Annotated in this window: 21 protein-coding genes; 12 read left to right on the top strand and 9 right to left on the bottom strand. The window is 51.8% G+C overall.

Features of this window, described 5'->3' with window-relative positions:
• Nucleotides 1–307 precede the first annotated feature (307 nt).
• The 5 genes from BLS62_RS17895 (at nucleotide 308) to BLS62_RS17875 (ending at nucleotide 7,336) form a co-directional block, all read left to right on the top strand.
• On the top strand, nucleotides 308–2,824 hold the full coding sequence (locus tag BLS62_RS17895) for a sensor histidine kinase (RefSeq protein ID WP_208990938.1): 2,517 nt from the start codon (nucleotides 308–310) through the stop codon (nucleotides 2,822–2,824).
• 228 nt (nucleotides 2,825–3,052) lie between these two features.
• Nucleotides 3,053–4,564: a tRNA (adenosine(37)-N6)-threonylcarbamoyltransferase complex ATPase subunit type 1 TsaE gene (gene tsaE, locus BLS62_RS17890; protein ID WP_093183464.1), complete on the top strand. Its 1,512-nt coding sequence runs from the start codon at nucleotides 3,053–3,055 to the stop codon at nucleotides 4,562–4,564.
• A gap of 32 nt (nucleotides 4,565–4,596) precedes the next feature.
• Nucleotides 4,597–5,331 (top strand): nucleotidyltransferase family protein, encoded by a 735-nt coding sequence (locus BLS62_RS17885; RefSeq protein WP_093183462.1) that lies wholly within the window; start codon nucleotides 4,597–4,599, stop codon nucleotides 5,329–5,331.
• Between the two features lie 487 nt (nucleotides 5,332–5,818).
• The gene (locus BLS62_RS17880) at nucleotides 5,819–6,091 is read left to right on the top strand and encodes a hypothetical protein (protein ID WP_093183460.1); all 273 of its coding nucleotides are present in this window, start codon (nucleotides 5,819–5,821) and stop codon (nucleotides 6,089–6,091) included.
• A 522-nt stretch (nucleotides 6,092–6,613) separates the two neighbouring features.
• A complete protein-coding gene (locus BLS62_RS17875; protein WP_093183458.1) occupies nucleotides 6,614–7,336 on the top strand; it encodes an outer membrane protein in 723 nt (240 codons plus the stop codon).
• 182 nt (nucleotides 7,337–7,518) lie between these two features.
• Here the strand turns inward: BLS62_RS17875 and BLS62_RS17870 are convergent, their stop codons facing one another.
• Nucleotides 7,519–7,896 (bottom strand): VOC family protein, encoded by a 378-nt coding sequence (locus BLS62_RS17870; protein WP_093183456.1) that lies wholly within the window; start codon nucleotides 7,894–7,896, stop codon nucleotides 7,519–7,521.
• A 40-nt stretch (nucleotides 7,897–7,936) separates the two neighbouring features.
• Between BLS62_RS17870 and BLS62_RS17865 the strand changes: the two genes are divergently transcribed.
• From BLS62_RS17865 to BLS62_RS17840, 6 genes are all read left to right on the top strand, one after another.
• A complete protein-coding gene (locus BLS62_RS17865; RefSeq protein WP_093183454.1) occupies nucleotides 7,937–8,473 on the top strand; it encodes a winged helix-turn-helix transcriptional regulator in 537 nt (178 codons plus the stop codon).
• 141 nt (nucleotides 8,474–8,614) lie between these two features.
• On the top strand, nucleotides 8,615–11,734 hold the full coding sequence (addB, locus tag BLS62_RS17860; protein WP_093183452.1) for a double-strand break repair protein AddB: 3,120 nt from the start codon (nucleotides 8,615–8,617) through the stop codon (nucleotides 11,732–11,734).
• On the top strand, nucleotides 11,731–15,204 hold the full coding sequence (addA, locus tag BLS62_RS17855) for a double-strand break repair helicase AddA (RefSeq protein WP_208990937.1): 3,474 nt from the start codon (nucleotides 11,731–11,733) through the stop codon (nucleotides 15,202–15,204). Before addB ends, addA begins: the two co-directional genes overlap by 4 nt.
• A gap of 112 nt (nucleotides 15,205–15,316) precedes the next feature.
• Nucleotides 15,317–15,637 carry a thioredoxin gene (gene trxA, locus BLS62_RS17850; RefSeq protein ID WP_093183450.1) on the top strand — a complete coding sequence of 107 codons (321 nt, stop codon included), beginning with the start codon at nucleotides 15,317–15,319 and terminating at the stop codon, nucleotides 15,635–15,637.
• A 203-nt stretch (nucleotides 15,638–15,840) separates the two neighbouring features.
• Nucleotides 15,841–16,485, top strand: coding sequence for a nucleotide exchange factor GrpE (grpE, locus tag BLS62_RS17845; RefSeq protein WP_208990936.1), 645 nt, complete (start codon nucleotides 15,841–15,843; stop codon nucleotides 16,483–16,485).
• A 187-nt stretch (nucleotides 16,486–16,672) separates the two neighbouring features.
• Nucleotides 16,673–17,311 carry a trimeric intracellular cation channel family protein gene (locus BLS62_RS17840; protein WP_093189141.1) on the top strand — a complete coding sequence of 213 codons (639 nt, stop codon included), beginning with the start codon at nucleotides 16,673–16,675 and terminating at the stop codon, nucleotides 17,309–17,311.
• Between the two features lie 23 nt (nucleotides 17,312–17,334).
• On the opposite strand, the gene BLS62_RS31390 is transcribed toward BLS62_RS17840, so the two are convergent.
• The 5 genes from BLS62_RS31390 to BLS62_RS17815 all read right to left on the bottom strand — a co-directional run bounded on the left by BLS62_RS31390 (nucleotide 17,335) and on the right by BLS62_RS17815 (nucleotide 20,175).
• Nucleotides 17,335–17,643: a hypothetical protein gene (locus tag BLS62_RS31390; RefSeq protein ID WP_200798538.1), complete on the bottom strand. Its 309-nt coding sequence runs from the start codon at nucleotides 17,641–17,643 to the stop codon at nucleotides 17,335–17,337.
• Nucleotides 17,644–17,974: 331 nt separating this feature from the next.
• Nucleotides 17,975–18,325 carry a LapA family protein gene (locus tag BLS62_RS17830; protein ID WP_208990935.1) on the bottom strand — a complete coding sequence of 117 codons (351 nt, stop codon included), beginning with the start codon at nucleotides 18,323–18,325 and terminating at the stop codon, nucleotides 17,975–17,977.
• Between the two features lie 15 nt (nucleotides 18,326–18,340).
• Nucleotides 18,341–18,640 (bottom strand): integration host factor subunit beta, encoded by a 300-nt coding sequence (locus tag BLS62_RS17825; RefSeq protein ID WP_093183446.1) that lies wholly within the window; start codon nucleotides 18,638–18,640, stop codon nucleotides 18,341–18,343.
• Nucleotides 18,633–19,640, bottom strand: coding sequence for a signal peptide peptidase SppA (gene sppA, locus BLS62_RS17820; RefSeq protein ID WP_093183444.1), 1,008 nt, complete (start codon nucleotides 19,638–19,640; stop codon nucleotides 18,633–18,635). Before sppA ends, BLS62_RS17825 begins: the two co-directional genes overlap by 8 nt.
• A gap of 223 nt (nucleotides 19,641–19,863) precedes the next feature.
• Nucleotides 19,864–20,175, bottom strand: coding sequence for a chorismate mutase (locus tag BLS62_RS17815; protein ID WP_093189136.1), 312 nt, complete (start codon nucleotides 20,173–20,175; stop codon nucleotides 19,864–19,866).
• Between the two features lie 1,392 nt (nucleotides 20,176–21,567).
• Between BLS62_RS17815 and BLS62_RS17810 the strand changes: the two genes are divergently transcribed.
• Nucleotides 21,568–22,770: a GNAT family N-acetyltransferase gene (locus tag BLS62_RS17810; protein ID WP_208990934.1), complete on the top strand. Its 1,203-nt coding sequence runs from the start codon at nucleotides 21,568–21,570 to the stop codon at nucleotides 22,768–22,770.
• A gap of 86 nt (nucleotides 22,771–22,856) precedes the next feature.
• Here the strand turns inward: BLS62_RS17810 and rpsA are convergent, their stop codons facing one another.
• The 3 genes from rpsA to aroA all read right to left on the bottom strand — a co-directional run bounded on the left by rpsA (nucleotide 22,857) and on the right by aroA (nucleotide 26,730).
• Nucleotides 22,857–24,548, bottom strand: a complete 1,692-nt coding sequence (gene rpsA / locus BLS62_RS17805; RefSeq protein WP_093183440.1) for a 30S ribosomal protein S1 — start codon at nucleotides 24,546–24,548, stop codon at nucleotides 22,857–22,859.
• 194 nt (nucleotides 24,549–24,742) lie between these two features.
• Complete coding sequence (gene cmk / locus BLS62_RS17800) at nucleotides 24,743–25,378, bottom strand: (d)CMP kinase (RefSeq protein ID WP_093183438.1); 636 nt, start codon at nucleotides 25,376–25,378, stop codon at nucleotides 24,743–24,745.
• Nucleotides 25,375–26,730 (bottom strand): 3-phosphoshikimate 1-carboxyvinyltransferase, encoded by a 1,356-nt coding sequence (gene aroA, locus BLS62_RS17795; RefSeq protein WP_200798537.1) that lies wholly within the window; start codon nucleotides 26,728–26,730, stop codon nucleotides 25,375–25,377. The genes cmk and aroA overlap by 4 nt, the downstream gene beginning before the upstream one ends.
• Nucleotides 26,731–26,804: the final 74 nt, after the last annotated feature.

The raw sequence follows: 26,804 nt of genomic DNA, 5'->3' as shown, positions 1-26,804 counted from the left end.
AGCCATATAGCTGTTGAGCATGAAGCACTTAGCATTAACAGATCTATGAAATCTAATAAGCTCGATGGGCCCATTTTCTATATATTGGGGGTGGGCTCATCGGACTTACCACAGATTGTAGTGGATGAATATTTCGCCCACAGAATTTGTTTACTTTTTGTAAAGATCCTCTTCTTCCGAAAATTCAATCAGGTTATGTTGATAACGAATCAGTCGTTAAGTTAAGCAGTTGAGCGACTTATTCGTGATTCGTGGCACCAGTGCGGTGTGTGGCATGAATCTAAGGCGGCGAAGAAAGGGGCACAACATGCCAGCATTCTGGCATAAACACACGCGTGTAAACGTGCTGTGGCGCAGAAGGTTTCGGCTATCGCTGAACCTACTAGGCGTTGCTGTGTTCGCCCTGCTTGGAGCCGCGGGCTTTTCTCAGGCAATGGATATCTTGCCTTCTCTTTCCGGTAGTTCAGTTGATGCATTTAAAGTGGTTTGGGTCGCGGCAACGGCCGGTATCGCTTTGTATGCAGTTGCAGCTTCGGTAGTTCTCGTGCGCATCAGGCGCAATGACACTCTTTCCATTCTTCAATTACGACAGGACCGGGCTGATGCCATGGCTCGTATTGACCGCTTGGAAAATTTGTTGGAGACCGAAGATAGTCTGCTACTGGTTTGGGATGGAGAAGCCAAACTTCCGGGTGTTGCCGGTCATTTGCCGGAAAACCTGGAGTTGCCAGGTGGTCTTTCTCAATTGGTTGAGTTCGAGACGTGGTTGGATGTGAAATCCGCTGAGGCTTTACGCGCATTTCTGGGGCATTTGCGCGGCCATGGCGAGGTCTTCCGACTAACGCTCACCACAATTGATGGAGTTTACCTGGAAGCTTCAGGTCATACGGCAGGTGGTCTGGCTGTCCTTCGCCTGCGTGATTTGACTGGAGATCGACAGCTCAGCGCGCGCCTTGCTGAGCAGAACAAAGAGCTGCGCGAGCAGATCTCCGCACTTCACAGTTTACTGGATGCTTTGCCGGGTCCAGCGTGGCAACGCGACAATCACGGAAAGCTTGTTTGGGTCAACGGCGCTTATGTGGACGCTGTAGAGGCTGAAAGCACGCGCTCCGTGGTTGAGGGGCAGATCGAGCTGTTGGAAGCCAAAGGTCGCAACAAACTCAATATGATGCGTCAGACGGATGGTGTCTATCATTCGCCGATGCCGGTCGTCGCAGCTGGTGAACGCCGCGTCTTTGAGTTGACTGATGTGAACTCTGACCATGGCAATGCAGGTCTGGCTCAGGACATCTCAGAGCTCGAACGTGTACAGGGGCAGCTCCGCCGCACATTGGAGTCCCACACACGTACGTTGGATCAGCTACAAACACCTGTGGCCGTGTTTGGAGCTGATCATCGTCTCCAGTTCTACAACGCAGCTTACTGCTCGTTGTGGGACTTTGATCAGAGCTTTCTGGAAGGCAAACCGGAAGAAGGTGAACTTCTGGATTCCCTTCGTGCAGCGCGCAAACTACCGGAACAAGCAGACTACCGTGGTTGGCGTAAGAAACACCTTGAGTGCTACCACGCATTGGATGCACAAGCATTCTGGTGGCACCTGCCGGATGGTCGGACACTTCGCGTGATCGCGAGCCCGCATCCGCAAGGCGGGGTGACGTACTTCTACGAGAACGTGACTGAGCAGTTAGATCTGGAAAGCCGCTTCATTGCTCTCACTCGTGTGCAGCGGGAGACGTTGGATCACCTCACAGAAGCAGTTGCCGTGTTTGGCTCCAACGGTCGTATGCGCCTCTCAAACCCAGCATTTGCCGAAATATGGGGATTTTCCGAGGAACTCCTCGAAGGCGAGCCGCATGTGAATGATCTGCTGGAAAGTTGCCGAACCCTAATGGGAGACTCCGATCGCTGGCAAGAGCTTGCACGCGGCGTCACCGGCCTTTCCGACAATCGCACAAGCGTTGCCGGTCGCATGGAACGCATGGATGGATCTGTCATTGACTATGTGACTGTGCCTCTGCCTGATGGCGGCACATTGCTGACCTTTGTCAACGTGACGGATACAGTGAACATCGAACGTGCACTCCACGCCACGAATGATGCGCTTCAGGAGGCTGATCAGCTCAAGAACGCGTTCATCCAGCACGTCTCTTACGAGCTGCGGTCTCCACTCACCACGATCATCGGCTTTGCTCAATTGCTGGGAGATGCCAAGTTTGGCGACCTCTCTCCCAAGCAGGAAGAATACACCGATTACATTCTGTCTTCCTCCTCTGCGCTGTTGCACATCATCAACGATATTCTTGATCTGGCAACGGTTGATGCCGGCATCATGGAGCTGGAAATTTCAGAGGTAGATGTTGCTAAAACCGTCTCTGAAGCCGTTGAAGGGCTGAAAGATCGCCTCGTTGAATCTGATATCACGCTGCGTACTCATATGCCGGATTGCATTGGCATTTTGAAAGCTGATGAACGCCGTCTACGTCAGGTTCTATTCAACCTCATCTCCAACGCGATCCGCTACTCTAACAAGGGTGGCCTGGTTGATATTAATTGTGAGCGGGACGATCAGGAAGTACGCATCCAGATCAAGGATCATGGCGCAGGCATTCCGCAGGAGATGTTGGAACAAGTGTTCTCCCGCTTCGTAGGCCGTGGTGCTGGTGGAAATCGCCAAGGCGTTGGTTTAGGCCTCGCAATTGTGAAGAGTTTTGTCGAGTTGCACGGCGGGTCCGTCGAAATCTCGTCAATTGAAGGGGAGGGGACCACAGTGGATTGCACCTTCCCTCTTGAGCCGCATGTACATTCCTTGGAAGCGGCAGAATAACCCATCCTTTAGTTTTCAGGCAGATAAACACCGCTAAAGCGTATTCCCGAAAAATGCCTACGGTTTTCGGATAGCAGTACGTGCGTAGCGAAGAAATTGAGCAGTTTGAGTGAACCAGATTACTCGCAAACTGCTTTAGGGCTTGAGTTCCCATGTGTGTTTTGGCAAGTGCTTAAGCTTGATGGAATTTGAGCGCTTTGTGCGTTCTGTCAGTGTTAAGGGCTTTGTATGCACGTACTTCTTGAAAACCAAACAGCCACGGAGCTTTTTGCGGCAGATTTAGCTGAGTTGCTGCAAGAGGGCGACGTGCTGGCTCTTTCCGGTGATCTGGGTACAGGCAAATCTACTCTCAGCAGGGCATTGCTTAGGCACTTGGCTGCCAATCCGGATTTGGAAGTCCCAAGCCCAACATTCACGCTTGTTCAGACCTACGACCTTCCAAGAATGCCCGTTGCCCATTTTGATCTCTACCGGATTGAAGAGCCGGAAGAGCTGGAGGAACTGGGGCTTGAGGAATATTTCGAATCCGGCGTTGCCCTCATCGAGTGGCCGGAGATGGGTGATGCGTCCTATTGGCCGGAAGCGCTGGAGCTAAAGCTGACTGAGGGCACTGAGCCAGACTCTCGCGAAATTACCATGACGGCCAATTCCGTCAGTTGGGCGAAGCGTTTAGAGCGCTTGGCAGCACGCCGCGCTCTTCTCACCAAAACGGGTTGGAGTGAGGCCAGACGAGAGCATGTGCAAGGGGATGCATCCATTCGCACGTATTTTCGTCTTCACAAAGACGGGGAGACAGTCGTCTTTATGGATAGTCCCCCAGTTGGACCCGAACCGCTGCTGGCAAATGGCAAAACCTATGGTGAAACCGTCCATCGCGCACAAGACGTGACAGCTTTTTTTGCCGTTGGCAATGCGCTGGCAGAGCAAGGGTTTCGCGTTCCCAAGCGACTGGCCGCTGATCCACAGCATGGCTTGGCGCTTCTGGAGGATTTCGGGGATCAGATCATCACCGAACACGAGGATGCCATACAGGAGCGTTATGAGCTTGCGATTGATAACATCGCGCGACTCCACAGTTGCACCTGGCAAACGGAGCTGGAAGCTGATGGCAAAACGCATCTGCTGAAGCCTTGCGATTTTGAGGTGCTGATTACCGAAGCTGACCTCTATCTGGAATGGTACCTGCCCTATGCGAGCGGCGAGCCCGCAACCGAGCATCAGCGCACTGAATATGTTGAGGCGTGGCGAGAGCTGCTGGAGCCGGTGCTTGCAGAAAAACCTACGTTGCTGCTGAGGGATTACCACAGCCCAAATATCATGTGGTTGCCAGAAGCGTCCGGCCTCAATAAGCTAGGCCTTATTGACTACCAAGATGCGATGGTAGGGCCTGCGGCTTACGACGTTGCTTCGCTTGTTTATGATGCGCGCGTTGACATGCCGAAGGAGCTGCAAGAGCATTTATTGCAACGATATTGTAACTTGGCAACGAAACATCAACACAATTTTGATGAAATAGTCTTTCGGCGTTCCGTTGCAATTTTGGCTTTGCAAAGGAACGCAAAAATACTTGGGGCCTTCGTGCGTCTTGATAAACAGCTCGGAAAACCCAAATACATGGAGATGCTTCCTCGTATTCGCAGCTATGTGCGCCTGTGCTTTGCACAATTAGGGGAAGTAAAGCTGAAACAACTGTTCAACGTCATACTCTCGTCAAAAGAGACGAGGCAAAGTGGCTCCTGATATAAGAGAATATAACAAATAGAGACTAATCGATGCTGAAAGAAACCTCCTTCCACCCCAAAGCGGCAATGGTATTGTCTGCAGGGATGGGCAAACGTATGCGGCCCCTTACAGCCACCACCCCCAAACCTCTAATTGAGGTGAATGGTGTGTCGATGCTTGCGCGCGCCGCATCACGATTAAAGGATGCTGGCCTCGAAACTTGCGTTGTCAACGTGCACTATCTTGCCGATCTGGTAGAAGTTCATGCCCGCAAATTCCAAGGCCTTGATGTCAAGATCTCGGATGAACGCGACGAGCTGCTGGATACCGGCGGCGGCGTCAAAAAAGCTCTGCCGATGCTTGGTGATGATCCGTTCATTATCAAAAACTCCGATAGCTTATGGCTGGAAGGCGTAAAGCCCAATCTGGATATGCTGGTGGATGCTTGGGATGACAGCGCAATGGATATCCTCTTGCTTCTCGCCCCCGCCGTAACCGCGGTTGGGTACGATGGCAAAGGCGACTTCCTGATGGACGATGAAGGCAAGTTAGAGCGCCGTGATGAGCGCTCTATGGCCCCGTTCATCTATTCAGGAACGGCATTGGTTCATCCCCGGTTGTTTGCTGATACGCCTGAAGGTCCGTTTTCCATGAACCTGCTTTTCGATAAGGCAATCGAGAGCGGTCGTCTTTTCGGTGTTGAAGGTGGTGGCCTGTGGCTCCATGTTGGCACACCGCAAGGATTGGTTGAGGCTGAACAGGCAATTGCAAACAGCGCAAACTAAGCGCCCTTTATAAGGCTGGCCCGCCATATGAGCGGGCCTGTTCCAAAACCACCCCTCCCTTACATCAACAGTAAATGCACCGCATGGGCTTCCATGCAGTGGTGAGCGAATGAATCCCGATTTACGGGGAGAGCAAGGCGAGCAGGCGGGGCCTGCGCTACTTGTTAAATATGTTTCTTCGGCATCGGCTGCTCGCCTCGCCCGGGCGTTTTTGTATGAGGCTAAGGACAACCCAAAAGACGCTGTGAGAAGTCAGCCCTCGTTAGAGAGTAACTCCCACCGCCGACGCCCTTTGGCTTGACCGAACATCCACTTTGCCCCCGCGGTGTTGGCGAAAGGGGAACCTCAACGGACCCGCCGAAAGCTGCGTTACTTCCCTCGGTAGCCCCGCCCAACCCACGCCACACTAGCGGTCGCTCCACCAGCTGCCCGTACACGTGAGTACAAAACTGAGGATAGGGCAGGTCAAGGGAAGGGGAATAAGTTTATGACTGACACCAACCCCACCGTCTTCCCGCACTCGCTGCGGGAGCCAGAGTCAAACCCACCAACGCCTGCACTCGTGGCACTGGATACCGGATCTTCACTCCGCTCGTCCGGCATGACGGCGATGATGCGTGTTGCAAAGCATCACACCCCTCCTCGGTGTCTTTCCGCACCCGATGCGGGAGCCAGAGCCAAACCCACCAACGCCTGCACTCGTGGCACTGGGTACCGGATCTTCGCTCCGCTCGTCCGGCATGACGGTGATGATGCTTGATGCAAGGCATCACCCCTCCACGGTGTCTTCCAGCACTCGCTGAGAGACCTAGAGCCCCACCCACCAGCGCCTGCACTCGTGGCACTGGATACCGGATCTCTGCTCCGCTCGTCCGGCATGACGGCGATGGTGCTTGATGCAAGGCGTCACCCCTCCTCTGTGTCATCCCGCACTCGATGCGGGACCTAGAGCCAAACCCACCAGCGCCTGCACCCTGAGCTCAATTGCTGCTTGTGCCGCATTCTGCCCATTTCACGTGTGCAGAATATTGCGAACAGCCGTCAGTTCCGACTGGACATTCCCGGCTTGAATAAGAACTCTGTGAGATGGATTCAGCTGGTGAGTGCAACATTTTTATATTTGAACAAAGATGGAGTATTAAAACTGAAATACTGCCGCCGTATCTATTATTCAGCGAAACAACGAGCCAATATTTAGGATCGTTGGTAACGGGAAGAGAATAACCTAACTATATTACTTGGTACTTTAGTACAACATTAGAAAAAATTACTAGAAATTTGTATGCAGCATGATACCAGTGAGTGTCTTTCAATTTGGAATTTTCTGGAACTCAGAGTTATGCGTTTTTCAACATTTAGTGTTTTAATAATTCTTACTGCAAGCTCAACTTCTCATGCGGCAGACCTAGCGCCTTCTGAAAAGCTAAACGATCGTTGGGATGGTTTTTACGCTGGATTGAATGTGGGTTACGGAGCGGGAGAATTTACCCAAGCTCTCAAAAATACAAAATGGGGGGCCGATGAAAACTATGATGGTTTTTTGGCTGGAGCGACCTTGGGCTACAACAAGTCTTATGATCGTATTGTTGTCGGCTTGGAGGCTGATTTTCAAGTTTCTAACATAGAGAAATCATTCAGCACCGATGCTGACTGGACTTGTGTCCCCACAGACGCTTGTAAAAACAAAATCGACTGGTTTGGTACGTTGCGAGCGAGGCTGGGCCTGCAAATAGGTAAATTTTTGCCGTATGTTACAGGTGGTTTGGCTATCGCAAGCGTACATAGTTACGACGCACCGGTAGCTGTTGCTGGTTCTACCAATTTGAAAGCCGTGGAGATGGGCTGGACAGCTGGGGGCGGGCTAGAGGCGTCTGTAACCGACAATGTTTCGCTCAAATTTGATATGCTCTATATTGATCTTGGGAAAACAAAAGCCAATGTGAACAATTACTACACAAAGAACAAATTTATCGTAGGGCGTATGGGCTTGAATTGGAATTTTTAGCTCTAAGCTGTGCTTGTGATCATGTCATAAACATTGATTATTATGCCGTCTCCCCCAATCACGCAGGGATATAAAACCCCCTTCTTCTTTTTGCTGTGTGATCGGGTGGAAACTGCTCTAGAAAGGAGTATTCCGTTCTTTTCAGGAGGCTACGGTGGCAGGCATTTCAAATATTTACGGTATCAGGCACTCACCGTCAGATCTTGGGCCAACATCAAAGCGTTGTTGTCCGGATCATAGAATGTCGCGGTGCTGACCATTCCCTCAATGGTTTCAGTCTCTCCGTCGAACTTCACGCCGGCTGTTTCCAAAGCGCCTCGTGCTGTTTCAATATCGGAGACCCCAAAGACTGGTACAAAATTGCCGGGAGAGGGATCTGACTGTTCGCCCAACCCCAGAGTCACGCCTTCAGTTTTTGTCTGCATCTCGCTCCAGCCCGCCTCATCCATGTGATGGATCAGCTCAAAGCCGAGCATGGAGCTATACCAGTCAGCGCTCACATGGCGGTCCCGAACAGAGAGCGCGAGGGTAATAGTATTTTCTAAAGAAACAAGTGCCATAAAACTTCCCTTTCATCAAAAAATAAAGTAACTATACTTTATGGACATATCGAAGCTTGTCAAGCTCACATCCCGAGCTTGGTCTTTAAACATTCTGGCTCTCTTGCATTCTGGCGTTCCCGGCAGGCAGGCTCCGTTGCTGGCAGCATCGGGAGCAAGCCGCACGTCATTCAATGCAAGTCTTGAACATCTTACTCAGCTCAAATTCTTGGAGAAAAACCCGGGTCATGGACATCCGCTACGTCCGGAATTCCGACTGACCTCGGCTGGCATCAAAGCTGCCGAGATCGCTAGCAGGATCGTGAATGCCGTCCCTGATGAACGAGAATTTGCCTTACTTCGAAAAAGCTGGACGCTCCCCATTCTGGCACTCACTGCCACGCCTCGGCGTTTTTCAGGAATAAGATCAGACTTGGCGACAATCACCGATCGCGCATTGTCTGCATCACTAGTTCAATTGGAAGAACGAGAGTGGATCCAACGTGACATCGATACCTCAAAACGGCTGCCATTCCCCCTCTATTGCGCCACTAATACGGGCATTGAGATTAACCGGGCAATTGACCTGCATGCGTGAGTGAGAATGCTAAGCTAGTCCGTCTCCCCCTCACCCACACTCCAATCACGCGGGGATATAAAACCACCTTCTGCTTTTTGCTGTGTGATCGGGTGGAAACTGCTCTAGAAAGGAGCCTTCCGTTCTTTTTAGGAGGCTCCGGTGGCAGCCACTCCAAATATTTTTAGCGTTTCGCCTTCTTCGTCCTTTCTTCAGGCAACTGTAGAAGCCTTGCTGTCTGGCCAGCTCATACCCGGCTTTCAGGCGGATGATGACCCGATGGCGCTGGCGGATGTCACAATTTATGTGCCAACCCGCCGTGCAGCCAGAACCCTGCCGGATGTCCTGCGTAAAGCGCTAGGCTCGAAAGCGGCTCTGCTCCCCAAAATTCTGCCTCTGGGTGATGTGGATGAGGAGGAGCATATCCTCAAAGGGCAGGGCGATGGCGAAGCGCTGCCGCCCGCTATGTCTGCCATGGAACGCAAGCTGGCAATGACCCGCCTTGTGTGGGCGTGGAAAGGCCAGCTCCGCCGCAAAATCCTTCAGCTGAAAGAAGATGATCCAGCGCGTGTTCCAGCATCTTCCGCCGATGCGGCATGGCTGGCAGGCAATCTGCTGACACTGATGGATGAGGTGCAAACCGAAGAAGCCAGCTGGGCAGAGCTGGGAAGCCTCGTACCCGAAGACCATGCCGAGTATTGGAAAATCACGCTTGAGTTCCTGAAGATCGTCACGGACCTCTGGCCGGAACACCTCAAAACCATCGGCATGATGGACCCAAAAGAACGCCGCTCAGCCCTCATCCGCGCTGAAGCGCAGCGCTTGCGCACATCCCCACCACGCGGACCGGTCATTGTCGCAGGCGCGACAGGCTCATTCCCGGCCACGGCGGAACTGATGCAAGCGGTGTTGAGTTTGGAAAACGGCGCACTGGTCCTCCCCGCGCTTGATTTGCAGATGGATGAAGAAAGCTGGGAGGCTCTTGGTAGCCCTTCAGCACCGCAGCGCGTTCCGGGTCACCCACAATACAGCCTCCGTCAACTCTTGCTGGCACTGGACCTGAAGCGGGATGATGTTGCGCTCTTGGGCACGCCTGAGAGTGAAGCCCTCCGCCTGCGCTGCGAAATCGTCAACGAAGCGCTGCGGCCGGCTGAGACCACAGAAGAGTGGCAGAACTTCTTCACCTCAGACCTCGCTCAGCACCGGGAAACAGCATTCGCACAAACGCAGCTCATCACAGCGCGAAACGAGGCCGAAGAAGCTCTCTCTATTGCACTTGTTTTGCGAGAAGCCGTTGAAGCTGGCAAATACACAGCCCTGATTTCACCAGATCGAACACTGGCCCGCCGGGTCGGTTCTGAACTGACCCGCTGGGGCATCACAGTGGATGACACCGCAGGGCGCCCGCTGGAACAAACCCCGCCAATGGTGCTCGCGATCCTAACCGCGAAGCTGGCTTTGCAAGGGCTGGACCCGGTTAACCTGCTGGCCCTCCTCAAACACCCACTTGCTTTCCTTGGCATGAAGGCGAAGGAAGTACGTTCCGCGGCCCGTGCATTGGAGCGCGGTGTTCTACGCGGCCCGCATCCAAGACCCGGCCTCAGTGGCCTGCGAGAAGCCGTTGCCGCCGCGCATGATCATGCGATGGAAACAGACAGGCCTGTCCCACGCTGGTGCAAGCTGGTGGAAGAGGATTGGACCGCAATCGATACGCTGCTGGACCGGTTGGAGCAGGCTCTCGGCCCACTGGAGGCTTTGCTTCAGGAGCCCAACGAGATCCCCGTCGAGCAACTTATCAAAACCCATGTGGATGCCGTGCTGCTGTTAGGCGCAGATGAAAACGGCTCCACGGAAGAGCTGTTTGACAAGGAAAACGGCAAGGCATTGGCCGACACACTAACATCCTTGTTAGAAGCCGACGCCGCTGGGCTTTGCGTGCCTGCCAACGAATGGCCCGGTGTATTTGGTGCGCTCATCACAGGCGGAGCAGTGCGTTCCCGTATGCCTGCTGACCCGCGCATTCACCTGCTCGGCCCAATGGAAGCCCGCTTGCAGCGGTATGACCTCGTTGTCCTTGGTGGGTTGAATGAGGGCACATGGCCACAACGCACGCGAAATGATCCGTGGCTGAACCGTCCCATGAAGGGGCAAATCGGCCTAGATCCACCCGAGCGCAAAATCGGTACCTCCGCCCACGATTTCCTTTGGAACCTCGGCGCTCCAGAAGTGGTCTTGTCACGTTCAGAACGCGTCGATGGCTCGCCAACGGTGGCCTCTCGCTGGCTCCAGCGCATTGTAACGCTGGCAGGCGAAACCGTTGAGAAGCAGATGCGCGCACGCGGCAAGCGCTATACCGAACTTGCCTTGGTGCTGGACCGCTCCGAAACGCCAGTCCGCCCCGCCAGACGCCCTGAGCCAAAACCGCCGGTAGAAGCGCGGCCTGTGCAGTTGTCTGTCACCGCGATTGAGAACCTGATCCGCGACCCCTATCTCATCTACGCAAAAAACGTTTTGCGTCTGGATGAAGTCGACCCAATCGGCGGCGAACCGGGAGCAGCAGACAAAGGCAACATCATCCACGATGCACTGGCGAACTTCCTTGGAGATTGGGACGGGCCGTTTGACGATAAAGCCGTCCGTGCATTGATAACAGAAGGTGGTCGCCTGTTCCGCCCGCTAGATGCTTTCCCGGCAATCCGAGCCCTGTGGTGGCCTCGCTTTGAACGCATCGCGGAAGAGTTTGTCGCCTATGAGGGAGAGATCGCCCCGCGCATCCATGACCGCTTCCTTGAGGAATACGGCAAAGTGGAAATGAAACGCCCCGAGCGCAACTTCACGCTCACAGGACGTGCGGACCGCATTGACCTGATGAAAGACAACACCCTGCGTGTGGTGGATTATAAAACTGGAATGCCACCCTCTGCCAAACAGGTGGAAGCGCTGCTGTCTCCTCAGCTGCCGCTGGAAGTTGCCATGATCCGCCGTAAGGGGTTTGAGGACTTGCCGCACGACCTGCCAATCTCGGACATGCTCTATATCCAGCTCAAAGGCGGCAGTGATGCCGTGAAGCTGGAAAGCCGCGTCCCGAAAGAAGGCACTGCGGAGGAACTGGCAGAAGAAGCATGGCAACGGCTGGAACAACTCGTCGCCGCCTATGAAAACCCGAAGAAGGGTTACCTCTCCAGAGCGCGCGTGTTGAAGGAACGGGAATGGGCTGCCTCCTATGATCATCTTGCCCGCGTGCAAGAATGGTCCCTTGGCGAAGATGGGGAGGATGCATGATGGACATTCCAGCAAAAACACTTGATAGCCAGCAACGCGCCGCACACCCGCAAAACTCAGCTTGGGTGAGCGCCAATGCAGGTTCCGGCAAAACCTTCGTCCTTGCACGCCGTGTTGTGCGCCTGCTGTTGTCGGGGACTGATCCCTCGCGCATTCTCTGCCTCACCTTCACCAAAGCCGCCGCCGCTGAAATGGCGACGCGTGTGTTCGATTCTCTAGCGAAGTGGACGCAGCTGACCGATGCTGAGTTGTCCACTGAGATTGAGGATATGGAAGGCCGCCCAACCTCGCCCAAACAACTGGCAAGTGCCCGCCGTCTCTTTGCGAAGGCATTGGAAACGCCGGGTGGCTTGAAAATCCAGACCATCCACGCGTTCTGTGAAGCGTTACTGCACCAGTTCCCGCTGGAAGCAAATGTGGCCGGGCACTTTTCGGTTTTAGATGACCGCCTTGCCGAAGAGCTGCTCAATGAGGCGCGTGCCAGCGTTCTGCACAGCGCGGAGATTGAACCAGACTCTCAAATTGGTGTTGCGCTTTCCCAGTTGATCGAGCTGTTGCCGGATTCTGGTGTCGAAAAGGCACTTTCGGAACTTATCAGCCGTCGAGACGCATTTTATCGCTGGCTCGCACCCTATGGCGACCTCGAGGGCGCTGTTTCTGCGCTATACGCTGATTTTTCCGTCATGCCGGAGGATGATATATCTGGCTTTGCAAGTTCGTTGCGACGGAATTGTTCGCTTACGGACGACGAGGTAAAAGCGTTTGCGGAAGCCTTACGCGTCGGCTCCAAGACGGATCAAGACCGTGCCGCCGCGTTAGAGGCAGCAATCACGCAGAAAAGCGATGAAAGATGGCGCATTGAGTGGCTGAAAATCTTCCTGACTGGCACCTTCGGCCCGCGCAAATCTCTTGCCACGAAGAAGGTGCAAACGGGTTTTCCGGAGGTTATCGACCGTTTGTTCGTGGAACAGGCGCGCATTCTGGAAGCTTTCCAGCACTTAAATGCCGTCATAACGGTATCTGGCACCAAAGCGATCCTCACTCTCTCTGACGCTGTTTTACGGTACTACGAGACGGAAAAACTCCGTCGCGGCTATCTGGACTTTGAGGATTTGGTGGTGAAATCTGCCAGGCTGCTCTCCCGTGCCGAAGCCGCGCAATGGGTACAGTACAAACTGGATCAGGGTCTCGACCACATTCTGGTTGATGAAGCGCAGGACACAAGTCCGCGCCAGTGGGAAGTGATCCGCGCACTGGCAGAGGAATTCTTCGCAGGGAATGGCGCTAGAGAGAAAATGCGTACCATCTTTGCGGTGGGCGATGAAAAACAGTCCATCTATTCTTTCCAGGGCGCTGTTCCGGCTTATTTCGCGGAAATGCGAAAGTTCTTCGCGGGAAAAGCGAAAGATGCGCAGAGGAACTTTGAGGGCATTGAACTCAATCTCTCGTTCCGCTCCACGCCGGATGTGCTTGGAGCCGTCGATAAAGTGTTCGGCTCGCCGGAAGCCTTTAAGGGCCTGTCACAAGAAAATGTGGCTCCGGTACACGAAGCAATCCGCCACAATGATCCGGGCCGTGTAGAAATCTGGCCGCTGGAAGAAGCTGTCGAAACGCTGGAACCAGACGACTGGACACAGCCCATCGATGCGATTGGCACCGGCAACCCAATGTTGCGGCTGGCAACGCGCATCGCAGAGCAAATTAAGGACTGGGACCAAAGAGGCGTTGCTGGGCCGGGAGACGTGTTGGTTCTCGTGCGGAAACGCGGCCAGTTTGTGGAAGCGCTGAACCGCGAACTCAAACGTCTGGATGTCCCCGCCGCCGGGTCTGACCGCCTAACCTTAACCGACCACATCGCGGTGAAAGATCTGGTTGCGCTGGGCCGGTTCATCCTGTTGCCGGAAGATGATTTGTCTCTCGCTTGTGTTCTCAAAAGCCCGCTGTTCGGCTTGCTGGATGATGACCTCTTTGAAATTGCGCGCGAAACAGCGGGCACACCAAGGCCGGGTACGCTCTGGCATGAGCTGCTGCGCAAATCTGAGAACAGTGAAAAGTGGCAAAATGTCCGCAAACAACTGGTCATCTGGCGAGACAGAGCCGATTTTGTGCCGCCTTTCGAGTTCTACGCAAAGATCATTGGAACAGATGGCTACCGGCAAAAATTCAGGGAGCGCCTCGGGAGTGAAGTTGATGATGTTCTCGATGAGTTCCTCTCGCTCACGCTGACCTATGAAAAAAGCGGCACGCCGGGCATGGAAGGTTTCCTTGCATGGTTGATGCAGACAAAAACCGTCATTAAACGCGAGCTCAATGCGGCCAAGGGAATGGTGCGCATCATGACCGTGCATGGCGCCAAAGGGCTGGAAGCGTCCTACGTTATTCTGGCAGATGGCTGCAATGCACCTGTTTCCAGCCAGCACTCTCCTGTCATGGTTGAAAAACCGCGTGAGGGTGATCTGGAAGCCGCGCCCGCTCTGGTTTGGCTCCCCAACAAAGCACAGCGCACCCCATGGCATGAGGAAGCGCTGGAGCTGCTGGGGGAAGGCCAAAAGGAAGAATACAGGCGCCTGCTTTATGTTGCTCTCACGCGCGCTAAGGATCGCCTTGTGGTGTGCGGCTGGGCACCAAAACGCGGCCCGCACGATGAATGCTGGTATACACTCACCCGCAATGGTCTGATTGAAGAAGCCCGCGAGCAAAAAGATGCAAACGGTGAAATAGCGTCATGGCTCTGGACAAAAAATGGCATCGACCAGCCTGAGCCTGTGGTGCCGCGCAGTGCTCCAGTCGTAACACGAGAGAATTCGGCATTGCCGGATTGGGTTGCTCATAATGTTTCATCACCAGAACGCATACGCCGTTTGAAACCTTCTGCTGCCTTTGAAGAAATGGATGCCAAGGAAAACATCGAGCAACAAGACCCAAAGGATGCGCTCGAAGCAGCACGCCAGCCAGAAGACTGGCCTTTGGTACGCGGCCGGATAATTCACAGGCTGCTCGAAATCCTGCCAGATTTGCCAGAGGAACAACGCGAGACCTCAGCAGATCGGTTTTTAACAGGGGCACTGCCTGAGCGTTTTGAACGGAACAGAACTCGGTTGCTGGATGACGTGTTTAATACACTGAATAATCCAGAGTTTGCCGAGCTATTTGGGGCAAACGGCAGAGCGGAAGTTCCCATTCAAGGCATGTTGACGGGGGAGGATGGCAAGCCAGTCGAAATCCTCGGGTTGATTGACCGTCTTTTGGTCAATGACGAAGACGTGACCATTCTTGATTTCAAAACCAATGCTGTAGTGCCGCAAACGGCTCAGGGCGTATCTGAAATTTATATTGCGCAGTTAGCTGTTTATAAGAAACTGCTTGCTGAGCTTTACCCAGGTCGCAAAATAAGAGCGCTGCTGTTATATACATCGGGCCCTCGCCTGATAGAAATACCGGTGGAACTCATGAAAACTTTTAATTTCTAACAGAATGTTGAGAATTCGGTCGCTTGACGCTTGGCTCTCGCGTTCTTATTTTCATGACAACAGAGTTCGCTCATTTGGGGGTGACTCGCGCTAAATTATAGAAGAGGCAAAAATGGCCACTGTGAAAGTTGAAGACGGAAGCTTTGAAGCTGAAGTCCTGAAGAGCTCCACACCAGTTCTGGTGGATTTTTGGGCGACCTGGTGCGGTCCTTGTAAGATGATTGCTCCATCCCTGGAAGAAATCTCCGAGGAAATGGCTGGTGCAGTTAAAATTGTGAAGCTGGACATCGACAGCAACCAGCAGAGCGCAATGAATTACGGCGTGCGTTCTATCCCAACAATGATCCTTTTTAAGGACGGCCAGCCTGCTGCGACTCTCGTTGGCGCGCAGCCAAAGGGCAAAATTGCTGATTGGATCAAGCAGTACTCCTAATTTTGGTGGTATTTGCAACGAAATGCTGAGTAAAATCGGGCATTCTGAGGATCTCCGGGCATGTATGTGGCCGGAGGTCTTTTGTTTTTGGCAAACAGTGACTAAATAGGGTCCAAATAATTTTGTAGCATGGGCGCCGAGCAGCAGCCTTGCTTTACTTCGCTCCTAGCAATTTGGAGCAGGTTTCAAGAGACGGGATGACGATGAGCGATCAAAATAAAACTCCGCACACTGAAGAACAGCTGAATCCAGAAGTTGTTGCTGAAGAAGTAGCCTTTGCGAATGAGGCGGAGCAGGTAGAAGCTGCTGTGGAAGTCGATCCAATCGAAGCACTCAGAGCAGAAAACGCAGCTCTCAAAGACCGTACTTTGCGTACGATGGCTGAAATGGAAAATCTACGCCGTCGCACTGAGAAAGAAGTGAAAGACGCTAAGGTTTACGCCATTGCTGGTTTTGCGCGCGATATGCTGGTGGTCAATGACAACCTTGGCCGCGCAATCGATGCACTGCCAGACGAAGCAACACAGAACGATGAGAACCTCAAAGCTCTGGTTGAAGGCGTTGAATTGGTAGAGCGCGAAATGCTCAACCACCTCGAAAAGCACGGCGTGAAGCGTCTTTCCCCAGAAGGTGAGAAGTTCAACCCGCATTTCCATCAGGCAATGTTTGAAGTTCCAAACACAGAAGTGCCAAACAACACTGTTATGAACGTGGTTCAGGCAGGTTACGTCATTGGTGAGCGTGTGCTGCGCCCCGCAATGGTTGGTATTTCCAAAGGTGGTCCAAAGATCGTTCCTGTAACCGACAAAAATGCAGGACCGGGTTCAACACTAGATAAAGAAGCCTAGGCTTTTTCATCTTTGCGAAGTTTCAAAAACGGGTTACTCACTGAGTGGCCCGTTTTTTGTTAGTGGGTCAACTGCGAATCCATTGTAGGGTTTGGGAGTATTGCAGGTATTGGGTTGCTTTTTGTTTGAGTGTGAGTAACACCTCGAAAATCTGAGAAATATTTAAAAATTAACGGGCTTGATGCAAATGCACTCTGAGATCTGGCAGTACTTGGACTTTTTCGGCGTTGCTGTTTTTGCTGTAACAGGCGGGCTAGTGGCCGCGCGTTTGCGTCAGGATTTTATTGCGTTCTTGTTCTTTTGTTCCCTCACAGGAATTGGCGGGGGTACTCTCAGAGACACCCTGCTCGATGTTCCGGTCTTCTGGATTGAAAATAATAGCTACCTCTATGTGTGCGCTGTTGTCTCCGTTGGCATGTGGTTCTTCGCCCACAAGGTAGAAGCTTGGGGGCGTCCATTGAGATGGCTTGATGCCGTCGGAGTTGCCTCCTACTCAGTCATGGGAGCCGCCAAATCGATTTCTTTGGATGATGGCGCAGCTGTTGCCGTGTTGATGGGCGTTGGGACCGCGACATTTGGCGGAATTCTGCGCGATATTATCGCGGGTCAACCTTCTGCCTTGTTACAACGAGAGATCTATCTTGCGGCAGCTCTTGCCGGAGCGATCACCTATACAGCCACAATTTCGGTGACCGGGCAAAGCAATTTAGCTGTAGGACTTGGCTTTGCGATGGCCATGATCTTGCGCGGCGGTGCAATTGCGTGGGGCTGGCATTTGCCGAGCTATGCGCCTCTTAAGAAGTCTGATCTGGACGAAATAGATTAAGGTGTAACCTGATGTGGGCTGCTTCAGCCTACACACACAAAAAGATGCGACCGGCGTTGGCAGATCAGCCAAGGAAGTTCCAGTCGATTTATAGAGCGTGATTTGCTCATAGAAACGGCGACCGGCGCGGTCACCCTGACATAAACTCCGTCAATATCGCCTTCGTCGTGCTTTTGATGAGGCAAGCTCACCAAATCAAGATGCCAGCCCTCCAGAAGCCATTCTCCGCGAATGTGGGCGTTGAGAGGCTGATGCAGAGCAAATAATGTCAGCACCACGAACTGCGCCGCTAGGATCCGTTGTGGTGCGCACGTTGAAAGAAACCCGCTCATGGCATCAGTCAGTTGTTGAGCGCCGGATGAGCTTCTGTTCCTGTTCTGAAGGCGAAGGGAGCTTATTTTCAATCCGCGTACCAATAAAGCCGACCTCTATTGTGTTTTGAGCGGCAAAATAGTGCGATGCAGAGGAGATCAAAAGAGAACTACTATCCCAGTTTGCTGGGCGAGAAACTTTATGATCTCACGGAGATAGCGATACCCGCACCCACACGGAAACCTCTCGATAAGGTCACGAAAGTTCATCACAGCCTGAATTTCCTAAGCGGTGATGACGCGCGTTCGCATACCTCATAATCCAGCTACTATTGGCTGAGCAGTGAAGCTATTAGGCCGCCCTTTTATGATCCGGGGCAGGTAGCCCGGGAGCAATGTCGCCCTGAGCTACTTTTCTGAGTGAATCAGCTTCATGCTTAAGTTGGTTCGCTTCCCGCCGCTGAACACGGGCTTCCTTGCGAAAACGGCCTTGTCGCATCCATGTTGCCATACCGCCAAGCACAATGCCCAATCCGACAGTAGCAAACAACAACCAGAACACCGGAATGCTAAAGGTCAGCATAGGGTCTTCTGGGTTAAAGGGGTTGAGCGAAATCAGCGTTGAGTGCCGGTTCGCAACCGCTAGTACAACAAGTAAGACTGCTACAGGAATGAGCAGCAAATTCCGAAGGAAACGAGCCAATTTATTTCTCCAGGATCAATCTTCGCCGTGATCCGTGCCGCCGTTCAGCCGTTCGCGCATTTCTTTGCCGGTTTTAAAGAACGGGACGAACTTTTCACCAACTTCAACTTTTTGGCCAGTTCTTGGATTGCGTCCAACGCGGGCAGGACGGTTCTTCACGGAGAACGCGCCAAATCCACGCAGCTCAACGCGGTCACCACGCATAAGCGCTTCTGTAACTTCGTCAAGAATGGCGTTTACGATGTTCTCTACATCACGCTGATAGAGATGTGGATTACGTTCCGCAATAGTCTGAACTAATTCTGATTTAATCATGCTTTGCCCCCCCAAGTGCTGAGACTGTTTCCGTATCTGGAGCCTGCCAAACAGACACGAGACCGTCAAGCGGTAGGCTTGAATCTACGACACTTTTTGCTGTTTTTAGGAGTGAGTGCAGCATATTTTGGCTCTCACTTCCCAAAAAACCCAATAAATTTGCAGGGAACGGCAGAGACCGCTCCTCTGATTCTGGCTTCCAATCGATAATTTCTAAATCGCTGGAAAGCCCTTTTTTATCAATGAGCCATTGGTAAGCAGCATGCTCACCGCCAATCTCATCAATCAATTCAAGTTCTTTTGCCTGATGCCCGGTGTAAACCTGACCATTGGCAAGCTGTAGTGCGCGTTCCTGAGAAAGGCCCCTTCGTTCAGCAACAAGACCAACGAACCACATATAGGTATCGTCGATCAAGCTCCTCAAGGTTTCTTTGACTTCAGGTGTGGCAGGCTCGTAAAAATTTGGTGTAGCCTTCAAGGGAGCGCTTTTAATCGCGTCGATCTGAATGCCGATTTTATCAAGCAGGCCTTTGGCGTTGCCATACTGAAACAGAACGCCGATTGATCCGGTCAATGTCGTGTATTGTGCAACGATGTGATCAGAGGCAATCGCTGAAAGATAGGCCGCAGATGCGCCAAGTGTTGTTATCGAGGCTGTAACAGGCTTCTTTTCAGCAATTTTGCGCAGAGCGTTATAGATAGCCTCACCGCCGGCCGTCGTTCCGCCTGGCGAGTTGATGGAAACAATCACACCCTGAACGGAATCGTCCTCAGCGAGTGCCTCCAGCATTTTCAGTTGGCGGTGGTCGTAGGTGATGGTGCCACTAATCTCGATACGCGCAATATGATCTTGAGAACGGGCGAGGTCTCCAAAGCCTGTGGCTTCCACGCCGCCCCACAACAGCAAAGCTGCAAGTGCCAAAAAACTGAGTACGCGCCAGAACGAAACTTTTCGTCTTAGGCGTCTACGGTCAATAAGGACGTCACTGTCTAGACTCATGGGGTCTTCCCGGTCAAACTCATTTAAGCGACTATAGCGAAACAATACCTAACCTTTTGAATAAGCCAAGTGTTCTTTCTCCGCAGACGCTAAAAACACGACAATAAACTAGGCTTTGTGACTGCTAAACAGTTAATTTGGGGGAAGTAGAGGCCTATCCATGCGAAATTTCCGATTACACCCCCCAATTGCTTAGAATGGCTGAGAAAATGGCGATACTATGTTATTTCGCGTTTTCTTCGGTTTCCATCAAGTCTTCTTCGTGGGCAATTGCACTTTCCATCAAATGTCGCCACATGGTCTCATAGGTGCTAGGGGCAAGACCGTTGGTTTTTGCGTGCGCGATCACATTGCCGGCCACTTCTTCAACCCGACTTTCAATGCGAGCGGCAAGTCCTATTGGTTTTTTGATTTCTGCGGCACGGTTGATGTACGTCCAGCGTTCAGCAAAGAGGGAAATCAACTCAGAATCCAGACGGTCAATCTCCGCGCGGATCTGGGACATGTTTTGGCATTCATCAGCAGAATTCTTCATAATTTTTTGCGGCCCATTGATTTGGAAGAACTTGGTTGGAAACCACTGTATTTTGAAAGTGTAATACCCGGAAAAATCAATTGGTCGCAACAAACCTATGTTTATCGCATAAAAAATCCGTCCCGTTCTCAGGAGGTGGGGGGGAGCTGAGAACGGGACGGGATCTGTATAGGCCATGGGGCCAGTTGGACTTTTCGTCTTTTTTTGGGCCACTGTTTGGTCGATTGCTCTGAAAACCGACATACTCAGTGATCTTAATTTTTGACGCGAGAATTAGGGGCGTAATTCATCGCGCACTATTGGAAACCCAAAGCCGATTGCTGCAAGGACGGCGTAAACCGGGTTTCCAGTAGCCCCGCGGTTTCGGGCGGACCGCTAGGGCATTCCGAAGCCTCAAAAAACAGAGGGCCTTATTATTATTATTGACCTCATCCATCTTCGAAGACTAACAGCAGTTTGGAGTTAAAAAACACCGGAGTTAGATGCTCTCTTGCTCTCCATGTAAGGTAATATATAGATGTTACTTGAAGATAAATAGAAATCAGAAATAGAAAATTTAAAAAAATGACTCGATCCTAGGTAGTGAATAGCAACTTAAGCGATGCTATCGAGCTGATAAGGCAATTTACTATTGAGTATCTATTGTGTTTATTTAGGTTAAAATGAATTTACGTTCACATTAATTAAAATTGACGTTAAGTGAATGTGATAAAGATGAGCGTTATTGGCTGTGCTCGCTCACATCATAAACATCTCTGATAAGTTTGGAGGGTTAAGAGGGACGCTATTGTCGGCTTCTTAATCCCGGCTATTAAGTGTCGAGTACTTAATTATCCGGCAGCGGTCTTTTTAAAGATCCGCAGATTGCAAAGGGCCACTATTGGAATTCGCCCCCGATTAAACAAAGTTGAAGATGCCGCAATCAACGCGAATAGTCTGCTTTGTTACGTGCTCGGAGGCCTTTCGTTAGAAAAATCACAAGCTCAGCTCGTCCCTTAGCCACTCTATATGGCCTATTGGAGGCTGTGTATTTGTCTCGAAGTAACTTGGGGAGGACCAACGAGGGGTGCTCCAAATATGCTGGATGGAGGGAACTCCAGTACTTTCAAGGCACACATAAACACCTCTCACTCTATGCCCTTGATGCTTCAGGTCGGCTCCCCGGCGAAATTTTGTGATTATTCTGTACTTGTGAGACAAAGTGGGAATATGGGTGTTGCTCAAAAGTGACCCCAACGGAAGCACGAAAAATCAGTGGGATCTATTTTCACAAAAATACTTATACTTTTAACTAGATGAAAATAAGTACGTATAAAAATCAGGACTGAAGTAGAATCGGTTATTTCATACGATTTTGTCGAGACCTAGATTTATTGCTTAGGGAGAAGTTTGTTGCCGTCTGATGTTCTTGCATCCTCTGACCTTGCTGATGCAGCAAATAGCTCTGTTACCACACCGCTGAATTTGCTCTCTGTTGAGGTTTTGGAGACGGCAGAGGCTATCTTCCAAATCAAAGATCAATGGCTGCAGCTTGAGCGTTTAACACTAGGAAATGCTGTATTTCAAAGCTTTGCATGGAGTTTTTCCGCTCTGCAAACTTTGGACGTCCAGCAGAGTGCAAGAATTTTTGTTGTTTATGACCAACAGAGACTTGTCGCAATCCTGCCGCTTAAAGTGGAGCGGCAAAAGGCGTTGCGTGTCCTCACAGGGCTAGCAGAGCCGTTTCAGCAATATTCAGAGATGCTCATTGCACCAAGTCATGATCCTTCTGTGCTTATGGCTTTTCTCAGGCCCTATCTGACAGGTGTCGGCGCTGATATAATCCATCTCCGACAAATCCGAGAAGGTGGAGCGTTAGACCGCTATGCCAAAGCGCAGTTCACGCCAGTTGGTGAAGAGGATGGCGCACCTTGGCTGGATCTGACGCAATGGGAGAATTTCGATGACTATCTCAAGTCAATTTCTGCACGCTCTCGCAAGACAATCCGCAATCAACGCAACCGCCTTCATAAATCTGATGGCCTGACACACCGAATTTTCCGCCATGGTGATGCTGAGCTGGAACGGTTGATCCTGCGAACCTTGAAGGGGCGCAGGTATTGGGTTGAAGCCATGGGTTACACGTCTCGCGCTTTAGAGGGGGATGGAATGCAAAACTTCCTCCTCTCATTATGTCACGCAGGAGGGGACGGGTGCGAGCTGGTGGCGTTGGAGCTGAAACACGGTGATGTACCCATCTCGACGGAATGGGGATTTCTGTTCGATGGCTGCTATTCGGCGTTCATGGCGGATTGGAATCCAGACTATGAGCAATCCAGCCCAGGCAAGCTCCATCAGATGGATGTAATCGAAGCGTGTTTCCAGCTGGATGTGAGAAAAATTGACTTCCTGAAGCCTGCGTCACGCTACAAAATGACATGGACCTCGCAGGTTGCTCCGGTTTTTGACGCGGTAAGTCCGCTCTCTTTCAAAGGCAGGGTTTATGCAAATCTCTGGCTGGGCAATCTTCGTCCGCTGGTCAAACGCTTGGTGCTTGCCATGCCTAAAGGAATGCGCTCTCCGCTGATTAGTGCCGTTAAAAAAATCATCAGCTAAGGCAGAGCTTCCAACCTGACAAAATCCAGACAACAAAAAAACCCGGTCAAATGACCGGGTTTTTCCGTAGGATCTAAAGGAAGATCTTATTCGTCTGTCTGCTTCTTCATAGCTGCAGCGAGAATGTCGCCGAGGGAAGAAGATGCATCAGAAGAACCGTACTGTGCAACTGCTTCTTTTTCTTCAGCGATTTCGAGCGCCTTGACAGAAACGCCTACACGACGGGTCTTTTTGTCGAACTGTGTGATGCGAGCATCGAACTTGTCGCCAACGTTGAAGCGTGTTGGATCCTGATCGCCACGTTCACGAGCCAGATCCGCACGACGTACGAATGCAGCAAGGTCGCTATCAGCAATCTTAACTTCCAAGCCACCGTCTTTGATTTCGGTAACTTCACACTTAACAACAGCGCCCTTACGAACATCGCCAGCAGACTCAAATGGATCTGCGTCCAACTGCTTGATGCCGAGAGAAATACGCTCTTTGTCAACGTCTACATCAAGAACGATTGCCTTAACAACGTCGCCCTTTTTGTATTCTTCGATGACCTGTTCGCCTGGACGGTTCCAGTCAAGATCGGACAGGTGAACCATGCCGTCAACATCGCCTTCAAGACCGATGAACAGACCGAATTCAGTCTTGTTCTTAACTTCACCTTCTACGGTGGCGTTAATTGGGTACTGCTGTGCGAATGCATCCCATGGGTTCTGCAAAGTCTGCTTGAGGCCCAGGGAGATACGACGTTTGGAAGCGTCCACTTCAAGGATAACCACTTCAACTTCCTGGGAAGTTGCAACGATTTTGCCTGGGTGTACGTTCTTTTTGGTCCAAGACATTTCGGAGACGTGGATCAGACCTTCGATGCCTGGTTCCAGTTCTACGAAGGCGCCGTAATCGGTGATGTTCGTAACACGACCGGAGAACTTGGAATCCAGTGGGTATTTGGCTTCGATGCCATCCCATGGATCTGTTTCCAGCTGCTTCATGCCGAGGCTGATGCGATGTGTTTCCTGGTTCACACGAACGATCTGCACCTTCACGGTCTGACCGATTGTCAGTACTTCGCTTGGGTGGTTGATACGACGCCATGCGATGTCGGTAACGTGCAACAAACCATCAATGCCGCCAAGGTCAACGAAGGCGCCGTAATCGGTGATGTTCTTAACAACACCTTCAACGGTCTGGCCTTCTTCAAGGCTCTGAACGAGTTCAGAACGCTGTTCAGCACGTGTTTCTTCCAGAACGGTACGACGAGATACAACGATGTTGCCACGGCGCTTGTCCATTTTCAGGATCTGGAAAGGCTGTGGAGTGTGCATCAAAGGAGTAACGTCGCGTACTGGACGGATGTCTACCTGTGAACGTGGCAAGAAGGCTACTGCGCCATCCAGATCGACGGTGAAACCACCCTTGACCTGATTGAAGATCTGACCAGTAACTTTTTCGCCAGCTTCGAAAGCAACTTCCAGGCGAACCCAGCTTTCTTCACGGCGTGCTTTGTCGCGGGACAGAACAGCCTCACCCATCGCGTTTTCGACGCGCTCAAGGTAAACTTCTACTTCGTCACCAACGGACATATCGCCGTCACGGCCTTTAGCGCCGAATTCCTTCAAAGGAACACGACCTTCAACCTTCAGACCTACGTCGATAACGGCGAGGTCTTTTTCGATAGCAACAACGATGCCTTTTACAACGGTGCCTTCGAAAAGGTCGGAAGTCGCAAAGGATTCTTCCAACAAAGCTGCAAAATCTTCAGCAGCAAAGTTTTGATTTTCCATAAAATCTCCTGATGCCATAAGAATGGCGTTCGCCGGCGGGTTTGTGTTAAAGGTCAAGGACAAGCACTCCCGGTTTTCAACTCGCGTTAAAAAACAACCACTTACGAATAAGTGGGCCGGCGAAAGCGGTCGCGATTGTCCAATTTTGTTATCGTGACAGAAGCTTGAACGACGAACGTTATGCACGGAAACTGTTAGGAAACAGCTGACTTCCGAGCGTGTTCGACTATATTTACAGCCGCACGAAATGCGGAGTCTATATCCATTTCTGTCGTATCAAGCAAGTGCGCATTTTCTGCGGGTTTTAAGGGAGAGTCTTTTCGCGTGCTGTCACGCTCGTCGCGACGCTCCAAATCCACCAATATTTCATTCAGATCAGCGGGAATGCCCTTGCCGTTGAGTTCGTCCGTCCTGCGCTTTGCACGCGCAACTGGCGAAGCCGTAATAAACAATTTCGCGGTGGCGTCCGGGCACACAACAGTGCCGATATCGCGGCCATCCAAAACCGCGCCGGGCTCCTGCTCTGCAAACACACGTTGCAAACGAACCAGCTCAACACGCAGCCCCGGTAGAACGGCGATGCGCGATGCAACTTCGCCAATTTCATGAGCGGACAGCTGGTTACGGTCCAGGTTGTCAAGATCCAGGTTCTGCGCAACTGAGATTGCAACGTCTTCATCACCCAGTGGCAAACCGCGCGCCAACAGCGCAGCAGCAACAGCCCGGTAGGTTAGACCCGTATCAAGGTGGCGAAGTCCAAAATGTGCAGCAAGTTGACGAGCGAGCGTTCCCTTGCCTGATGCCGCTGGTCCATCCAGAGCAATAATCATGCAGCTTCCTCATTTTTATTTTCAAGCCTGCCACCGAGTTCTCCAAACATAGAAAGGAACGTCGGGAAGCTTGTTGCGATCGGTGCTGCATCATCCACTTGAACCGGCTTATGTGCAGCAAGTCCCAAAATAAGGAAGCTCATTGCGATCCGGTGGTCAAGATGAGTGGTAACAGTGCCGCCGCCGATATTGTTAGCCCCGCCAGTAACAGTCAGACTGTCCTGTTTTTCAATGCACGGAATGCCATTTGCTTCCAAACCACGAGCAACAGCAGCCAGACGATCTGACTCCTTCACCCGCAGCTCTTCAAGACCAAGCATGACAGTCTCACCCTGAGCAAACGCTGCAGCAATCGAGAGAATTGGATATTCGTCAATCATGGAGGGTGCGCGATCTGCCGGAACAGTAATGCCCTTCAATTTGGAATACTTAGCGCGCACGTCACCAATTTTCTCGCCGCCACTTTCCCGTTCATTCGAGATGGCAATATCAGCGCCCATTTCAAGAAGGCTAGTGATAAGTCCAGTCCGATGCGCATTAAGCAGCATGCCTTCAACAGTCACGTCAGAACCGGGAGTGATCAGCGCTGCCACAATCGGGAATGCTGCTGAAGATGGATCACCGGGAACCGTAATGTTCTGCGCTTGAAGCTTAGGTTGACCCTGAAGCGTAATAACGCGCTCGCCGGTCTCGTTAAGTTCAACAGAAAGGTCCGCTCCAAAACCAACTAACATTTTCTCGGTATGGTCACGCGTTGCAATTGGTTCAATAACCGTGGTGGTGCCAGCCGTGTTCAAACCAGCAAGAAGCACAGCAGATTTCACCTGAGCAGATGCCATCGGCACACGGTAGGTAATCGGAATAGGTGTATCGCTGCCTCGAATAGAGGCAGGCAAGCGGTCACCGTTACGTGCCACAACCTGAACACCCATTTCCCGCAGTGGATTTAGGACACGGCCCATTGGGCGGCCAGAAAGCGATGCATCGCCCGTCATGGTCACGGCAATCGGGTGGCTCGCAAAAATACCCATCGCCAAACGTACACCAGTTCCCGCATTACCGAAATCAATGGGAGCTTCAGGTTCTTGCAAGCTGCCAAGCCCAACACCATCAACAGTCCATGTGCCATCGTCCAGACAAACGCATTTTGCGCCAACAGCGTTCATTGCATTAGCAGTACCAATCACATCTTCTGATTCGAGAAGACCTGTGATGGTTGTCTTGCCGAGTGCAAGAGCACCAAACATCAATGAACGATGGGAGATAGACTTGTCACCAGGAACTTTAATATGACCGTTTAACGGGGAGCCGCTGTGAGCGGCCACAATTTGCGGTGACGAATTGTGGGACATGTTCATTTCCGGGGTTGCGAGACTGAAAAAACTAGTTCCTCCTAGCACGGAAGAAACAGACAGTCACCCTAGGG

This window comes from Pseudovibrio sp. Tun.PSC04-5.I4, assembly GCF_900104145.1.
Taxonomy (GTDB): Bacteria; Pseudomonadota; Alphaproteobacteria; order Rhizobiales; family Stappiaceae; genus Pseudovibrio.
Note: the sequence above shows the minus strand (reverse complement) of the source record. Positions and strands in the feature narration are given on the sequence as shown.

Bases quoted from the DNA above. Each gene is read 5' to 3' on its own strand.
- BLS62_RS17895 (WP_208990938.1), top strand. From the start codon at position 308: ATGCCAGCATTCTGGCATAAACACACGCGTGTAAACGTGCTGTGGCGC.
- tsaE (WP_093183464.1), top strand. From the start codon at position 3,053: ATGCACGTACTTCTTGAAAACCAAACAGCCACGGAGCTTTTTGCGGCA.
- BLS62_RS17885 (WP_093183462.1), top strand. From the start codon at position 4,597: ATGCTGAAAGAAACCTCCTTCCACCCCAAAGCGGCAATGGTATTGTCT.
- BLS62_RS17880 (WP_093183460.1), top strand. From the start codon at position 5,819: ATGACTGACACCAACCCCACCGTCTTCCCGCACTCGCTGCGGGAGCCA.
- BLS62_RS17875 (WP_093183458.1), top strand. From the start codon at position 6,614: ATGCAGCATGATACCAGTGAGTGTCTTTCAATTTGGAATTTTCTGGAA.
- BLS62_RS17870 (WP_093183456.1), bottom strand. From the start codon at position 7,896: ATGGCACTTGTTTCTTTAGAAAATACTATTACCCTCGCGCTCTCTGTT.
- BLS62_RS17865 (WP_093183454.1), top strand. From the start codon at position 7,937: ATGGACATATCGAAGCTTGTCAAGCTCACATCCCGAGCTTGGTCTTTA.
- addA (WP_208990937.1), top strand. From the start codon at position 11,731: ATGATGGACATTCCAGCAAAAACACTTGATAGCCAGCAACGCGCCGCA.
- trxA (WP_093183450.1), top strand. From the start codon at position 15,317: ATGGCCACTGTGAAAGTTGAAGACGGAAGCTTTGAAGCTGAAGTCCTG.
- grpE (WP_208990936.1), top strand. From the start codon at position 15,841: ATGAGCGATCAAAATAAAACTCCGCACACTGAAGAACAGCTGAATCCA.
- BLS62_RS17840 (WP_093189141.1), top strand. From the start codon at position 16,673: ATGCACTCTGAGATCTGGCAGTACTTGGACTTTTTCGGCGTTGCTGTT.
- BLS62_RS31390 (WP_200798538.1), bottom strand. From the start codon at position 17,643: ATGAGCGGGTTTCTTTCAACGTGCGCACCACAACGGATCCTAGCGGCG.
- BLS62_RS17825 (WP_093183446.1), bottom strand. From the start codon at position 18,640: ATGATTAAATCAGAATTAGTTCAGACTATTGCGGAACGTAATCCACAT.
- sppA (WP_093183444.1), bottom strand. From the start codon at position 19,640: ATGAGTCTAGACAGTGACGTCCTTATTGACCGTAGACGCCTAAGACGA.
- BLS62_RS17815 (WP_093189136.1), bottom strand. From the start codon at position 20,175: ATGAAGAATTCTGCTGATGAATGCCAAAACATGTCCCAGATCCGCGCG.
- rpsA (WP_093183440.1), bottom strand. From the start codon at position 24,548: ATGGAAAATCAAAACTTTGCTGCTGAAGATTTTGCAGCTTTGTTGGAA.
- cmk (WP_093183438.1), bottom strand. From the start codon at position 25,378: ATGATTATTGCTCTGGATGGACCAGCGGCATCAGGCAAGGGAACGCTC.
- aroA (WP_200798537.1), bottom strand. From the start codon at position 26,730: ATGTCCCACAATTCGTCACCGCAAATTGTGGCCGCTCACAGCGGCTCC.